The sequence below is a fragment of the Brevibacterium permense genome (assembly GCF_025506275.1).
Taxonomy (GTDB): domain Bacteria; phylum Actinomycetota; class Actinomycetes; order Actinomycetales; family Brevibacteriaceae; genus Brevibacterium; species Brevibacterium permense_A.
In genome coordinates, this window is sequence record NZ_QYCP01000070.1 from 26,369 (window position 1) to 40,768 (window position 14,400).

General features: G+C 64.4%; 12 protein-coding genes. 10 read left to right on the top strand and 2 right to left on the bottom strand.

The window, feature by feature from the left end:
* Positions 1 to 43: 43 nt before the first annotated feature.
* Genes typA through D3I60_RS02975 form a run of 3 tightly spaced genes read left to right on the top strand, consistent with a single transcriptional unit; the run spans position 44 to position 5,135 of the window.
* The gene (typA, locus tag D3I60_RS02965; RefSeq protein WP_262774664.1) at positions 44 to 1,954 is read left to right on the top strand and encodes a translational GTPase TypA; all 1,911 of its coding nucleotides are present in this window, start codon (positions 44 to 46) and stop codon (positions 1,952 to 1,954) included.
* Between the two features lie 52 nt (positions 1,955 to 2,006).
* On the top strand, positions 2,007 to 3,326 hold the full coding sequence (locus D3I60_RS02970; RefSeq protein WP_262774665.1) for a PIG-L family deacetylase: 1,320 nt from the start codon (positions 2,007 to 2,009) through the stop codon (positions 3,324 to 3,326).
* A 48-nt stretch (positions 3,327 to 3,374) separates the two neighbouring features.
* Entirely contained in the window at positions 3,375 to 5,135 is a 1,761-nt protein-coding gene (locus D3I60_RS02975; protein ID WP_262774666.1) for a VanW family protein, read from the top strand.
* Positions 5,136 to 5,168: 33 nt separating this feature from the next.
* On the opposite strand, the gene D3I60_RS02980 is transcribed toward D3I60_RS02975, so the two are convergent.
* Positions 5,169 to 6,254, bottom strand: a complete 1,086-nt coding sequence (locus tag D3I60_RS02980) for a GNAT family N-acetyltransferase (protein WP_262774667.1) — start codon at positions 6,252 to 6,254, stop codon at positions 5,169 to 5,171.
* Positions 6,255 to 6,444: 190 nt separating this feature from the next.
* On the opposite strand from D3I60_RS02980, the gene fdxA reads away from it, so the two are divergent.
* The 3 genes from fdxA to D3I60_RS02995 all read left to right on the top strand — a co-directional run bounded on the left by fdxA (position 6,445) and on the right by D3I60_RS02995 (position 9,414).
* Entirely contained in the window at positions 6,445 to 6,771 is a 327-nt protein-coding gene (gene fdxA / locus D3I60_RS02985) for a ferredoxin (RefSeq protein WP_025776980.1), read from the top strand.
* Between the two features lie 3 nt (positions 6,772 to 6,774).
* Positions 6,775 to 7,896 (top strand): succinyldiaminopimelate transaminase, encoded by a 1,122-nt coding sequence (dapC, locus tag D3I60_RS02990; RefSeq protein ID WP_262774668.1) that lies wholly within the window; start codon positions 6,775 to 6,777, stop codon positions 7,894 to 7,896.
* Between the two features lie 234 nt (positions 7,897 to 8,130).
* The gene (locus D3I60_RS02995; protein WP_262774669.1) at positions 8,131 to 9,414 is read left to right on the top strand and encodes a citrate synthase; all 1,284 of its coding nucleotides are present in this window, start codon (positions 8,131 to 8,133) and stop codon (positions 9,412 to 9,414) included.
* A gap of 695 nt (positions 9,415 to 10,109) precedes the next feature.
* On the opposite strand, the gene dapD is transcribed toward D3I60_RS02995, so the two are convergent.
* Positions 10,110 to 11,054: a 2,3,4,5-tetrahydropyridine-2,6-dicarboxylate N-succinyltransferase gene (gene dapD, locus D3I60_RS03000; RefSeq protein ID WP_262774670.1), complete on the bottom strand. Its 945-nt coding sequence runs from the start codon at positions 11,052 to 11,054 to the stop codon at positions 10,110 to 10,112.
* A 41-nt stretch (positions 11,055 to 11,095) separates the two neighbouring features.
* Here dapD and dapE point away from each other — a divergent pair, with 41 nt between their 5' ends.
* From dapE to D3I60_RS03020, 4 genes are read left to right on the top strand one after another with little or no spacing between them, the layout of a single operon-like run.
* Positions 11,096 to 12,262: a succinyl-diaminopimelate desuccinylase gene (dapE, locus tag D3I60_RS03005; protein ID WP_262774671.1), complete on the top strand. Its 1,167-nt coding sequence runs from the start codon at positions 11,096 to 11,098 to the stop codon at positions 12,260 to 12,262.
* 5 nt (positions 12,263 to 12,267) lie between these two features.
* The gene (locus D3I60_RS03010; protein WP_262774672.1) at positions 12,268 to 13,131 is read left to right on the top strand and encodes a TIGR00730 family Rossman fold protein; all 864 of its coding nucleotides are present in this window, start codon (positions 12,268 to 12,270) and stop codon (positions 13,129 to 13,131) included.
* A complete protein-coding gene (gene folP / locus D3I60_RS03015; RefSeq protein ID WP_262774673.1) occupies positions 13,128 to 14,027 on the top strand; it encodes a dihydropteroate synthase in 900 nt (299 codons plus the stop codon). The genes D3I60_RS03010 and folP overlap by 4 nt, the downstream gene beginning before the upstream one ends.
* A 35-nt stretch (positions 14,028 to 14,062) precedes the next feature.
* Positions 14,063 to 14,398 carry a DivIVA domain-containing protein gene (locus tag D3I60_RS03020; protein ID WP_262774674.1) on the top strand — a complete coding sequence of 112 codons (336 nt, stop codon included), beginning with the start codon at positions 14,063 to 14,065 and terminating at the stop codon, positions 14,396 to 14,398.
* The last annotated feature ends 2 nt before the right edge of the window (positions 14,399 to 14,400 follow it).

The following is a 14,400-nucleotide window of genomic DNA, read 5'->3' on the forward strand; positions in this document are numbered from 1 at the left end:
GGGTCCGGGCTGGACCGATCTCTCTATCTCAAAAAGGTTCTTGATGACTGAAGCCATCACACGACGGGAAAACCGCCGAAACGTAGCAATCGTCGCACACGTCGACCACGGCAAGACCACGCTGGTCGATGCCATGCTCCGGCAGACCGGTGTGTTCAGCGAACACGGCGACTTCGCCGAACGCGTCATGGATTCAGGCGACCTCGAACGCGAGAAGGGCATCACTATTCTCGCGAAGAACACCTCCGTCCTCTACAACGGTCCTTCGGCCGGCGAGGACCCCATCGTCATCAACGTCATCGATACCCCCGGCCACGCCGACTTCGGCGGTGAGGTCGAGCGCGGACTGTCCATGGTCGACGGAGTCGTCCTCCTCGTCGACGCATCGGAAGGTCCGCTGCCGCAGACCCGCTTCGTCCTGCGCAAGACGCTGGCCGCGAAGCTGCCCGTCATCCTCGTGATCAACAAGACCGACCGTGCCGATGCCCGCATCGACGGAGTCGTCGAGGAAGCTCAGGACCTGCTCCTGGGTCTGGCCTCCGACCTCGCCGACGAAGTCCCCGACCTCGACGTCGACTCCGTCCTCGATGTGCCCGTCGTCTTCGCCGCCGCGAAGGCAGGTGCCGCCTCCCTCGAACAGCCCGCCGATGGAGCGGTCCCGGACAACCCCGACCTCGAACCGCTGTTCAAGACCATCCTCGAGACGATCCCGGCACCGGAGATCAACTCCGACGGCATCCTCCAGGCACACGTCACGAACCTCGACGCCTCGCCGTTCCTCGGCCGTCTGGCTCTGCTGCGCATCTTCGGCGGCACGCTGAAGAAGGGCCAGCAGGTCGCCTGGGCTCGCGGTGACGAGATCAGCTCGGTGAAGATCACTGAACTGCTCGAGACCCAGGGCCTCGACCGGGTGCCCGCCACGGAGGCCTCGGCCGGTGACATCGTCGCCGTCGCCGGCATTCCCGACATCATGATCGGTGACACGCTCACCGACATCAACCATCCGAAGCCGATGCCGGCGATCGTCATCGACGATCCGGCGATCTCGATGACCGTGGGCATCAACACCTCCCCACTGGCCGGCCGTGAGAAGAACACGAAGGTCACCGCCCGCATGGTCAAGGACCGTCTCGACCAGGAGCTCGTCGGCAACGTCTCGCTCAAGGTCGTCCCGACCGAGCGCCCTGACGCCTGGGAGGTCCAGGGCCGTGGTGAGCTGGCTCTGGCCATCCTCGTCGAGCAGATGCGCCGTGAAGGATTCGAACTCACGGTCGGCAAGCCTCAGGTTGTGACCAAACAGGTCGACGGCAAGGTCCATGAGCCGTTCGAGGAGCTCACGGTCGATGTGCCGGAGGACTACCTCGGCGCCGTGACCCAGCTGCTGGCTGCCCGCAAGGGTGTCATGTCGACCATGACGAACCACGGCACCGGCTGGGTGCGGATGGAGTTCAAGGTTCCCGCACGCGGCCTCATCGGATTCCGCACGCGGTTCCTCACCGAGACCCGCGGTACCGGTATCGCGAACACGATCTCGGCCGGATACGGGCCGTGGGCCGGCAATATCGAGTTCCGCATCAACGGTTCGCTCGTGGCCGACCGAGCGGGAACAGTGACCCCGTACGCGATGATCAACCTGCAAGACCGCGGAACCTTCTTCGTCGAACCGACCTCCGAGGTCTACGAAGGCCAGATCGTGGGCGAGAACTCGCGCGCGGACGATATGGACGTCAACATCACGAAGGAGAAGAAGCTGACAAACATGCGTTCGGCTTCTGCTGACAGCTTCGAGAACCTCACTCCACCGCGCAAGCTGACTCTCGAGGAGAGCCTCGAGTTCGCTCGTGAGGACGAGTGCGTCGAGGTCACCCCGGGTGCCATCCGCATCCGCAAGGTCGAACTCGATCAGAAGGAACGCGCAAAGCTCTACGCGAAGATGCGCCGCCAGAACGCCTGAGCCGGAATCCTTGATCCGGCAGCACCGAATGACCTCGAGCACCCAGGAACCAATGACTGTTACGCCACGCGTCCTCCTCGTGCACGCTCATCCCGACGATGAGACGATCACGACCGGCGGCACGATCGCCGAATTGGTCTCCGAGGGTGCCGAGGTCATGGTGCTCACCGCCACCCGCGGTGAGGGCGGCGAGGTCATCCCCGCAGAGCTGAAGCAGCTCGAGGGCGACCGGGCCGGTCTCGCCCGGGTCCGGGAACAGGAGATCGCCGAGGCGATGCGTACTCTCGGCGTGCGCATGCACACCTTCCTCGGCGGGACCACGCGCACCTTCGAGGATTCGGGAATGGAATGGGGACCGGACGGTCACGCTCGACCCGCGTCATCGATGACCGACAATGCTCTGTGCGCAGCTGACATCACGACCGTAGCCAGACACATCGCCGCTGTCATCGATGCCTTCGAACCGCATGCGATCATCACCTATGCCGCCAACGGCGGCTATGGTCACCCCGACCATGTGCGGGTACACGAGGCCACGACTGCGGCATTCGACTTCGCCGAATGGCGGACCGGTCGGCTGCTCTACGTCGACACCCCCACCGAGGTGGCCCGCCGATCGTTCGACCCGCACCAGGCAGGCTTCGCAGACACCGGATTCGCCCCCGCCGACACGATCCCGGCCAAACCACCGGTCGGTCAGATCGTCATCGACCAGGACGTCAGCGCGGTGCTGCCGACGAAACGGGCAGCACTGGAAGCCCACCGCACCCAAGTGAGTGTCGCCGGCGGCTTCTTCGCCTTGTCCAACGGAGCAGGCCAGAAGATCGGCGACCGCGAATACTTCTCTATCGGAGCCGGGGCGCCGATCCCGTCAGAGATCCTCAACGCCGGATTCGCCCCGCACGTGCTCACCGGCCTCGACATCGCAGCTGTCGAAGCTCAGGAGAATACAGCGGCTCAGCCCCTGCGCCGGAGTCGCGCACCGCGGAAGCCGGGAATCTTCGCCTACCTCCACTCCGCTGTGCTCGGACTGCTCATCGCGTTCCTCGGCACCATGCAGCACCTCAACGTCACGGTGGTCAACCTCGGCGAGACCCCGATCATCCTGCCGTGGGGACTCGTGCTGGCCCTGGCTCTGGCCGCGGCGGGGCTGTGGCACCTGAAGACGATGTATCGCAGCAGCGCCCCGATGCTGGTCGCCGCCGTGATCATCGCCGTCCTGTCCTTCGTCTTCGGTCAGCCGAAGTGGCTGCCCGGCGCCGATATGATCGTCACCGGACTGCTGCGTTCCGTTGTGTGGCTGCTCGGACCGATGGTCCTGGCTGCTGTCTTCTCCTTCATCAACGTGCGCGGGCACGATCGCACTCGATAGACTCGTGCGAACCGCACCGAATCAGTCGTTATCGACACCCTCGGGAGAATGATGCCGACCAATACCTTGTCCGATGGAACCGCGAAGGCAGGCGGGCCCGACCCGTCCGGCAGCGCTGCCCGGAAGAAGTCGGTCTGGCCCTTGATCCTCGTGGCCGTCGTCGTGCTGGCCGCCATCTATGTGGTGATCGGCTTCTTCAGCGGGCGTATGCTCGCACCGGGGACGACTGTGGCCGGAATCGACATCGGCGGCAAGTCCGCGACAGACGCCGAGAACACCCTGCGCAACGACCTGCGCGAGGACGCGGAAAACGACATCGTCCTAAAGGCCGGAGAGCCGACGGCGAAGCTCGACCCGGAGAAGGCCGGAATCACCTTCGACTCGGAAGCGACAGTCGAGCGCATCACCGGCTTCAGCCTCGACCCCACCGTCATCTGGGACCGCCTGTTCGGCGAAGATGAGGTCGATCCCGTCATCAAGGTCGACGAGGAGAAGTTCGACAAGGAAACCGCGAAAGTCACGGAATCCCTGGCCGTCGATCCCAAAGACGCCGAACTCGAGTTCGACAAGACCACACCGAAGGTCAAGGACGGCAAGAACGGCCAGACCGTCGACATCGCCGCCGTGCGCACCGCCGTCGACGATCATTGGCTGCGCACCGAGGATGCTCTCCCGGTCAGTCCGACGAGCGTCGATCCCGATATCACCACGTCCGAAGCCGAAGACATGGCCGACGGATTTGCGAAAGACGCGGTGAGCAAGGATCTCACGATCGCGGCGAAGCCGGCGAAGGATGCGGACTCGGAGGTCAAGGGCGGTGACCTCACCGTGTCCCCGAAGACCGTCGCGAAGACTCTGACGTTCAAAGCCGAGGACTCGAAGCTCAAGCCTGTCTTCGATCAGGAGGCTCTGCAGAAGGCCGTGCTGGCCGCGAACAAGGACATCGGACGACCGGCCGAAGACGCGAGTTTCGAGATCAAGGACGGCAAGCCCGAGGTCGTGCCATCCCGCAATGGAATCGGAATCAAGGCCAAGGAACTGACCGGCGCGGTCACCGACGCCATCAACGGCAAGGAGGACAAGCCCACGGTCACACTGGCCTCGGTCAAACCCGAGTTCACGACGAAGGACGCGAAGAAGGCCGATGTCTCCGACACCGTGTCCCACTTCTCCACCGGCTACAGCTCCGAACCCAACCGCGATACGAACCTGCGTGTTGCTGCGAAGAGGGTCTCCGGCACGGTTCTCAAGCCCGGTGAGCAGTTCTCCCTCAATGAAGCTCTGGGCCAGCGCACCGCCGCAAACGGCTACAAACCTGCCGGCGTGATCTCCGAAGGGCAGATGAAGGAAGACTACGGCGGCGGCGTCTCACAGGTGTCGACGACCCTGTTCAATGCGGCGTTCTTCGCCGGCTTCGAACTCGACGAACACCAGGCGCATTCGCGCTATATCTCCCGCTATCCGGAGGGCCGCGAGTCGACCCTCGACTGGTCGTCGATCGATATGAAGTTCACGAACAACTCGAAGACTCCGGTCGTCCTCGACATGTACCTCAAAGACGGAGAGGTCCACGCGAAGGTCTTCGGCGTCAAGAAGTACGATGTGTCGGCCGACGCCTCGGATCGGTTCAACCACACGTCACCAGGGTCGGTCACCGAAAGCGGGCCGTCTTGCTCCCCTCAGTCGCCGAAGGGCGGCTGGTCGATCCGGATCACCCGGACCATGAAAGACATCGCTTCGGGTAAGACCACGAAGGACGGCTTCACCACGGTCTACCGGCCGGTGAACAAGGTCGAGTGCAAGGGCTGAGCCCTCCCCGCGGAATTCCGGCCGGCTGACGGGTCAGCGCACTTCGGCGTACCAGGACCGGTGACGCACTGTGGCTCCGAGAGAGGCGAAGAGGCCCAGGGATGCCTCATTGCTCGACTCGATGTCGACGAGGTAGGACCTGACCCCGCGTTGAGCGAGCAGTGCTGCCGCGGCTGCGGCCACCGAACGTCCGGCACCGCGTCTCCGCAGATCGGGACGGGTGATGAGGTTGGTGATGACACCCCATTTGCTGCGCTCGACCACCCTGCAGGCCGCCACCATAGTCCGGGACCCATCGGGATGCTCGGCATAGGCGGTGACGAACTCACACGGCTGATCGGCTTCGATGAGCGTCTTGAACGCCTCAGCCGAACCCGGTTCCTCACCAAGGCTGCGCTGCGACGTCCATGCGGCGAAATGCTCGGAGGTCGGGGCATCGGAGACGTCGACGATCAGTCCGGCCGCGGCCGCCTCGGCGGGGGAGGATGCACCGCCGGCTGCCTCTGCCGTGGCGCCAGTGAGCAGAAGTGTGGCCTCGGAAGGGGTGTAGCCGCGAGCCGAGAGCAGGGGAGCGAGCCCCTCACATTCGGGTGCCAGCGTCGAGGAATCGTCGGCGGAATAGATCTGGACGCGGCTCGGCTTGCCTCGGGTCCGATACCACTCCTCGACGGCATCGAGGCCCTGTTCCCACCCGAGTCCGGTGTCGGTCACGGGCAGGCAGGAATTGGCGCGCCGGGTCGCGGATTCCGAATGCCGCAGCAGCCAGCCCTTCTGCAGCAGGCTGACCTCGGCGGCCGCCTCGGTGCCTTCGTTGCGCAGATTCTCCACGTGCAGCCAGGACACGTCGTGAGGAAGCCAGGCGGCGGCCGAGATGCGCCGCAGATCCACGGCGGAGACGATCTCATGCGTGCGCCCGGCCTTCGTCGGAGCCGGGGGCACCTCGTGGACGAGGAGGATCTGGTCGCGAGCGATGCGCAGGGGACCGCGTTTCGTATCGATCTCGAGCCCCGCCTCGTCGACAGCTGTGACGACGCCGAGGGCATCCGACGTCGAATGGGTGTCACCGGGTGCGAGCGAATATCGCACGACCACTCGTCTGCCGGGCTGCAGATCGTCCACTTCTGGCCTTCCTCCGCGAAATTGATGCCCTCCCACCCTATGACACGCACATCCCGGTTGGGTGCAGGCGCGGGCGGGGATGTCAGATGCAATGCGAATCACTTGAGACCGGTGGTCACGGGAATCGGGCGAAGGCGTATTGTGGGATGTATATGCGCACCATCTGTGAGTCGTTCGAGGAGTCAGCCCAGTGACGTACATCATTGCCCAGCCCTGTGTCGACCTCAAGGACAAGGCCTGCATCGACGAATGTCCCGTCGACTGCATCTACGAGGGCGAACGCAGCCTGTACATCCACCCCGACGAGTGCGTCGACTGCGGAGCGTGCGAACCGGTGTGCCCCGTCGAGGCCATCTTCTATGAGGACGATGTGCCCGATGAGTGGGAAGAGTACTACAAGGCCAACGTCGAATTCTTCGATGACCTCGGTTCGCCCGGCGGTGCCGCGAAGCTCGGCAACACCGGCAAGGACCATCCGATCATCTCCGCTCTGCCGCCGCAGAACCACGACGACTGACCGATGACGAACGCCTTCGGACTCAACCTCCCGGACTACCCTTGGGACCGTCTCACGGAATACCGTCACCGGGCCGCCGAGCATCCCGACGGGGTGTGTGACCTCTCCATCGGCACTCCGGTCGACCCCACCCCCGAGGTGATCCGGCGAGCGCTGTCGGACGCAGGGGATGCGCACGGCTACCCGACGACCGCCGGAACGGCACAGCTTCGTGAAGCTGTCGCCTGGTGGTACGAGAACTGGCATTCGGTTCAGCTCGATCCCGCGACGGAGATCCTGCCGACTGTGGGCTCGAAGGAGCTCGTAGCCTGGCTGCCGACTCTGTTGGGTCTGCGCGAAAGGGGGCTGGCCGTCGCCTGTCCCTCCGCCGCCTACCCGACCTACGAGATGGGTGCGACGATTGCGGGCGTCGAATGCTGCCGCCTCGACGCCGCGCAGATCGTCGACGGGGAGTCATTGGACGGTGTCGGTCTGCTGTGGATCAACACACCGAGCAACCCGACCGGTGAGGTCCTCGATGTCGGCACCCTCGCCGAGGTGGTTCGCCGTGCTCGAGCCGCCGGAGTCATCGTCGCATCGGACGAATGCTACGGACTGCTCAATTGGGAATCCGATGAGCCGGCGCCGAGCGTACTTGCAGCCGCGGGGGAGTCGAATGCCGGTGTGCTGAGTGTGTACTCGATGTCGAAGCAGTCGAATCTCGCCGGCTACCGCGCGGCGTTCGTCGCCGGTGATGCCGAGCTCATCTCCGATCTCACCCGCTCACGCAAGCACGCGGGAATGATCGTGCCGTTCCCGATTCAGGAAGCCATGGTCGCCGGACTCCGCGACACCGAGCACGTGCTGGCGCAGAAGGAGACCTACCGCTCACGGCGCGAGCAGCTGCGTTCAGGACTCGAAGAGTACGGATTCCGCATCGACCATTCGACCGCCGGTCTCTATCTGTGGTCGACCGCGGACAAGAACTGCTGGGAGTCCCTGGCTGACCTTGCCGAACTCGGCATCGTGGCGGGTCCCGGCGAGTTCTACGGAGCGGCGGCTGCCGACCATGTGCGGATTGCGCTGACCGCCACCGACGAACGCATTCGAGCCGCGGCCGAGCGTCTTCGGGCCGCCGCGAGATGATTGCGAGGGTGGGGCACGGTGCGAGGAAGTCGACGGTTTCCGAGCGTCCGCTAAGTTCCTGCTAAGACTTCATACAGGGCGAAAAACTGTTATCTGCCCTGGTCAGACGTATTACTATCCAGTAAATGAAGCGTACAGTGATTTTCTGATTCCCGCAGTTGTCGGTAGTCTTTGAAAGAACTGTGCAAAACACCTCAGGAAGTTCTTGGGGTCGGTCAACGGTGAGGAGATCGAATGACTTCGGAGGCGAACCTCAGGATCGCTGATACGGAGCTGACACTGCCCGAGGTGTCAGCAACAGCGGGCAACAACGGATACCGTATCGGTTCTCTGCTCAAAGAGACCGGCGCGGTCACATACGATCCAGGGTTTGCCAACACTGCAACCACCTCGTCGTCCATCACCTACATCGATGGTGACAACGGTGAGCTGCAGTACCGCGGTTACCCGATCGAACAGCTCGCGGAACAGTCGAACTTCGTCGAAGTCTGCTACCTCCTCATCTACGGTGAGCTGCCGACTCAGGAACAGTACGAGGCCTTCGACGCTCGCCTGCGCGGACACACCATCGTCCACGAGGACCTGCGGCGCTTCTTCCGTGCGTTCCCGTACGACGCTCATCCGATGCCTATGGTTGCAGCTGCCGTCGCGGCTTTGTCGACGTTCTACCAAGATGACCTCGATGTCTTTGACGAAGACCAGATCGACACCTCGTCGTTCCGTCTGCTCGCGAAGATGCCGACCATCGCAGCACTTGCGCATCGGAAGAACATGGGCTTGCCGGTCATCCACCCGGATAACTCGCTGAGCCTCGTAGAGAACTTCCTGCGAGTGAACTTCGGCGTTCCCGCTGAGGAATACGAACCGGATCCGCTGGCGGTCAAGGCCATGGATCAGCTGTTCATCCTCCACGCCGATCACGAGCAGAACTGCTCGACCTCGACGGTTCGCCTCGTCGGCTCGTCGCAGGCCAACGTGTTCCAGTCGATCTCGGCCGGCGTCAACGCTCTGGCCGGACCGCTGCACGGCGGCGCGAACTCCGCAGTGCTCGAGATGCTCGAGCAGATCGCGGCCTCCGATGACGGACCGAAGAAGTTCATGGAACGCGTGAAGAACAAGGAAGACGGCGTTCGTCTCATGGGCTTCGGTCACCGCGTGTACAAGAACTACGATCCGCGCGCGAAGATCATCAAGAAGACGGCTGACGAGGTTCTCGCCCGGTCCGGCGGCGACCCGCTGCTCGAATTGGCTCAGCAGCTCGAAGAGATCGCGCTGGCCGATGATTACTTCGTCGAGCGCAAGCTCTACCCGAACGTCGACTTCTACACGGGCCTCATCTACAAGGCTCTCGGATTCCCGACGAATATGTTCACCGTGCTCTTCTCGGTCGGTCGCCTGCCCGGCTGGATCGCCCAGTGGCGCGAGATGATCAAGGACCCCGAGACGAAGATCGGCCGTCCCCGCCAGATCTACACTGGAGAATACAACCGGAACTACAAGGACATCAGCGAACGCTGAGTCCCGGCAGACGCGACGGCGTCGGAGCAGATTCCTCTGCCCGATGCCGTTGTGCATTCACTGGCCCGTCTCGAGCCGCCGTTCCCCGCCATCCCACACCGGCTGCGCTGTTCCGCGCTGTCTTTTCTGCGGGCGCATTTCTCCGGCAGGCCTCCTGCCGCCAACGCTTCCACACCGCGGGCCTTCGTTCGGCAGCCCGCACCGGCAGTGCCGCTATGCGCCGCAGGAGGCTTGTCTTACAGGCGCTGACGCAGACATCGCCCTCCGTGCCACAACCCCCTGCAGGAACACGGTGGTATGCCAGTCCGGGTGGCGGATGTCAGGCGTCCTGGCGAAGAACCGTCGAAGGCCCGCTGCTTCTGCAGCTGGCAGCGACTCTCACCGCTGGTGGCTGTTCATACAACTGCTTGAGCACCCCTCACCCCTCATGTCAAAACCTGGTGCAGGAACGGGGCGTTATGGCACGCGCGAGGTGTTTTGCCGCCAGCAGGGTGACTCGCCGCGAAGCAGGTGGGATGCCTGGCGTCGGCGAGGAGTGAATACGCTGAGGGCGCGTCCACATGATGTGAACGCGCCCTCGGCTGATCATCGCAGGCGATTCGGCTGCAGCCTCACCTTCAACAAGGCGCCCTCATCTTTCCAGCGAACGGCAGGCCGGTCGATCAGACCCGTTGCGCCGGTCGCCGGCGGCTGACTCAGTGGAGGTCGGGGTTGAGCTCGATGCCCTTGGAGTCGCGAGCGATCGCCTCGACGGCGCCGGTGACAGAATTGCGGCGGAAGAGGATGTTGTTCTTCCCGCTGAGCTCGGCGGCCTTGACCACGGCATCGTCTTCGCCGGGGACCGTCACGCGAGTGCCTGCAGTGATGTAGAGACCGGCTTCGACGATGCAGTCATCGCCGATGGAGATGCCGACACCGGCGTTCGCACCGAGGAGGCTGCCCGAGCCGATGGAGATGCGGTGCGTGCCGCCGCCGGAGAGCGTACCCATGATCGAGGCTCCGCCGCCGATGTCGGAACCGTCCCCGACGACGACGCCCTGGGAGATGCGTCCTTCGACCATGGCCGAACCGAGCGTCCCGGCGTTGAAGTTCACGAAGCCTTCGTGCATGACGGTGGTGCCGGGAGCCAGGTGAGCGCCGAGGCGGACACGGTCGGCGTCGGCGATGCGCACACCGGAGGGGATGACGAAATCTGTCATCCGCGGGAACTTGTCGAGCCCGTACACGGCAACAGGGCCGCGGGCGAGGAGCTTGGCGCGAGTGGCCTCGAAGTCCTCGGGGGAGCAGGCGCCGAAGGAGGTCCATACGACATTGGCGATATGGCCGAAGATTCCGTCGAGGTTGACGTCGTTGGGGGGCACGACTCGGTGGGACAGTGCGTGCAGACGCAGGTAGGCGTCGGCCGCCGAGGCGGGACCGGCGTCGAGATCGATCGTGGTGGTGACGACCTCTGAGCGGGTGCCGCGAGCTTCATCGGTGCCCACCAGGGCGTCGAGACCGTCGTCGGCGGCGCGATTGGTGGCGGCCGCCTCGGCGGTGTCGTGGGTATCACCGGTGCTCAAGGCGGGGTACCAGACGGAGAGGACGGTGTCGGAATGGATCGTGGCGAGTCCACGTGCGGAAACGATGCGTTCTGTCATGCCTCAAGCCTAGACGGTGGCGCCGTACTAGGCTAAGAGACATGACTGTCGATCCATCTGCTGAGACTGATGCCATATTCGCGCCCGCCGGCGACCTCGACGAGTACCTGTTCGCCGCGGTGGGTGACCCGGCCGAACTCACCGGCCGACTGTGTGCCATCGAATCCGTGTCCGGGAACGAAACCGTCCTGGCCGACGCCGTCGTCGCTGTCCTGGAGAGGATCAGCGCGGGTCAGGGACCGGACCTGGAGATCCTCCGCGACGGAGACACCGTCATCGCTCGCACGAACCTGGGACTGGCCGAGCGCATCGTCGTCGCCGGCCACCTCGACACCGTTCCCGTCGAAGACAACCTTCCGCCCGTGCGCACCCACATGTCCGGAGACGAGTACCCCGATGATGAGGTCATCTGGGGGCGGGGCGCCTGCGATATGAAGGCCGGAGTGGCGATGCAGCTGTCCACCGCGGCCACGCTGACCAGTCCAAACCGCGATGTCACCTGGGTCTTCTACGACCATGAGGAGGTCGATGCCTCGCTCAACGGACTCGGCCGCGTCTCCCGCAACCATCCCGATTGGCTGGCCGGCGACTTCGCGATCCTCGGCGAACCCTCGAACGCCTCCGTCGAGGGCGGCTGCAACGGAACCATCCGCGTCGACGTCACCACCACCGGAGTCCGCGCCCACTCGGCTCGTGCTTTCATGGGCGTCAACGCCATCCACGCCGCCGCCGAGATCCTCACCCGGCTCGCCGAATTCGAAACCGGCACCGTCACGGTCGATGGACTCGACTACCGCGAATCCCTCTCTGCCGTGAACATCCGCGGGGGAGTCGCTGGCAACGTGGTGCCCGACGAGTGCGTGGTGTCCGTGAACTATCGCTTCGCTCCGAGCAAGTCGGCTGCCGAGGCGGAATCCTTCCTGCGCGAGCTGTTCACCGGTTTCGACGTCGTCGTCACCGATGCCGCGGAGGGGGCCCGCCCCGGACTCGACAGGGCGATCGCCCAGGATTTCATCGACACACTCGGACTGTCCCCGGCACCGAAGCTCGGCTGGACGGATGTGTCCCGATTCAGCGCACTCGGCGTTCCGGCGGTGAACTTCGGTCCTGGCAACCCTCTGTACGCCCATAAGTCGGATGAGCATGTTAGAGTCACCGAGGTGGAGCAGGCCACCGCAACTCTGCGCAGCTACCTTCAGTGCAGGTGAACGAGATGACCAGAGCGACAGACGACGTCGATGGCGAGCTTTCGAGTGCTCCCGGGCGCCATTCTGCCGACGATCCGACAGGCGACCGGGGAGACGACCCAACAGGTGACCCCGGCTTCTACAGCAAGGGCCCGCTGCGTCTGAGCGGTGACCAGGTGCCGGAGACGACGACAGATCAGCGCCTCCTCGAATCGAAGTCGGGCACCGACTGGGTGCATGAGGACCCGTGGCGTGTCATGCGCATCCAGGCCGAGTTCGTCGAAGGATTCGGCTCGCTGGCCGAGACCGGACCGGCAGTGTCGATCTTCGGCTCAGCCCGTCTGAAAGCCGGTACCCAGGCCTATGCGGATACCCGCGAGATCGCTCGCCGCATCGCCGAGAACGGCAATGCGATCATCACCGGTGGGGGACCCGGAATCATGGAGGCCGGCAACCTCGGGGCCTGCGAGGGCGGGGGAGTGTCCATCGGGCTGGGCATCGAGCTGCCCTTCGAGACCGGACTCAACAAGCATGTCGAACTCGGCGTGAACTTCCGCTACTTCTTCGTCCGCAAGACCATGTTCCTCAAATACTCGCGCGGATTCGTCGTCATGCCCGGCGGCCTGGGTACTCTGGACGAGCTGTTCGAGGCCTTCACCATGGTCCAGACCGGCAAGATCACCTCATTCCCGATCGTGCTGTTCGGGACCGACTACTGGCGCGGGCTCGTCGACTGGATGCAGAACACGCTGCTGGCCGCGGGAACGATCAGCGAAACTGACCTGAACATGTTCACCCTCACCGATGACATCGACGAAGTCGTCGACGCGATCGGACCGGGGCACGGTCAGGACTCGGCCGCGGCGAATCCTGCGAACGGTCGACCATGAGGAGCGACATCTCATCAGTGCCGGAGGGCGAACGGTTCGATCTCGCCAGGGCTCGGTCCGGAACCCCGGCGATCATGGCCGTGATCAACCGCACCACAGATTCGTTCTACGAATCCGCTGCCACGCTCGAGGAGGCGATCACGGCGGTGGAGGCGGCCGCCTCGGCGGGTGCTCAGATCGTCGACATCGGGGGAGTGCGCGCCGGCCGCGGACGGGAGATCTCCGTGGCCGAGGAGATCGACCGCGTGTGCCCGACCATCGAAGCAGTCGCAAGGTCCCACCCGCACGTGCTCATCAGCGTCGACACCTGGCGTCATGAAGTGGCTGAGGCTGCCTGCAGAGCCGGTGCGGGACTGCTCAACGACACCTGGGCCGGGATAGACCCGAAGCTCGCCGAGGTGGCCGCCCGACATGATGTCGGCATCGTCTGCTCCCACACAGGGGGATTGGATCCGCGCACCGACGCCCACCGCAACCGCTATGGCCTCCAGGCAGGTGACGTCGTCGATTCCACCTTGGCAGGCGTCATCGACCTCGCCGAGGCGGCGCGTGCAGCAGGGGTGCGCGAAGACCGGATCATCATCGATCCCACTCCCGACTTCGGGAAGAACACGTACCACTCGCTTCGTCTGCTGCGCGAACTCGACCGGTTCGCCGCGACCGGCTATCCGGTGCTGCTGGCGATCTCACGCAAGGATTTCGTCGGTGAGGCCATCGGTGAGGTCGCCCCGTCGGATCGGCTGTACGGAACGATCGCCGCGACCGCGCTGGCCATCGAGAAGGGAGCGGCGATGATCCGCACCCACGATGTCAGGGTCACTGCCGACGCCATCGACGTGACCGTGGCGATCACCGGTGAAGCGGCACCGAGACACACCGTGCGCGGACTGCGCTGAGCATTCCGGGCAGGTGCCTATGTGAAAATGGGGGCATGCCTCTGTGGATTGTCATCGGTGTCGCAGCTGCGGTCTTCGTCCTCGTATTCGTCGTCGCAGCGACCTTCAACGTCTTCTCCTCCGAAACCGTCGACGAGGCCGAAGAGAGCTGGACCGGGCTGCCGGCGGAGTTCACCGCCAAGGACCTGGAATCGGTGCGGTTCCGGCCCGCCCTGCGCGGCTACCGGATGGAAGACGTCGACGCTGCCATGGCGATGCTGCGGGCACGTCTGAGCGAACTCGAAACCGCAGCCGCCCCCGCCGAGGCGGCACCGCCCACCAGCCCGACAACCGCACCTGACGGACCGGAAACGGCTGCCGGACCACGATGAGC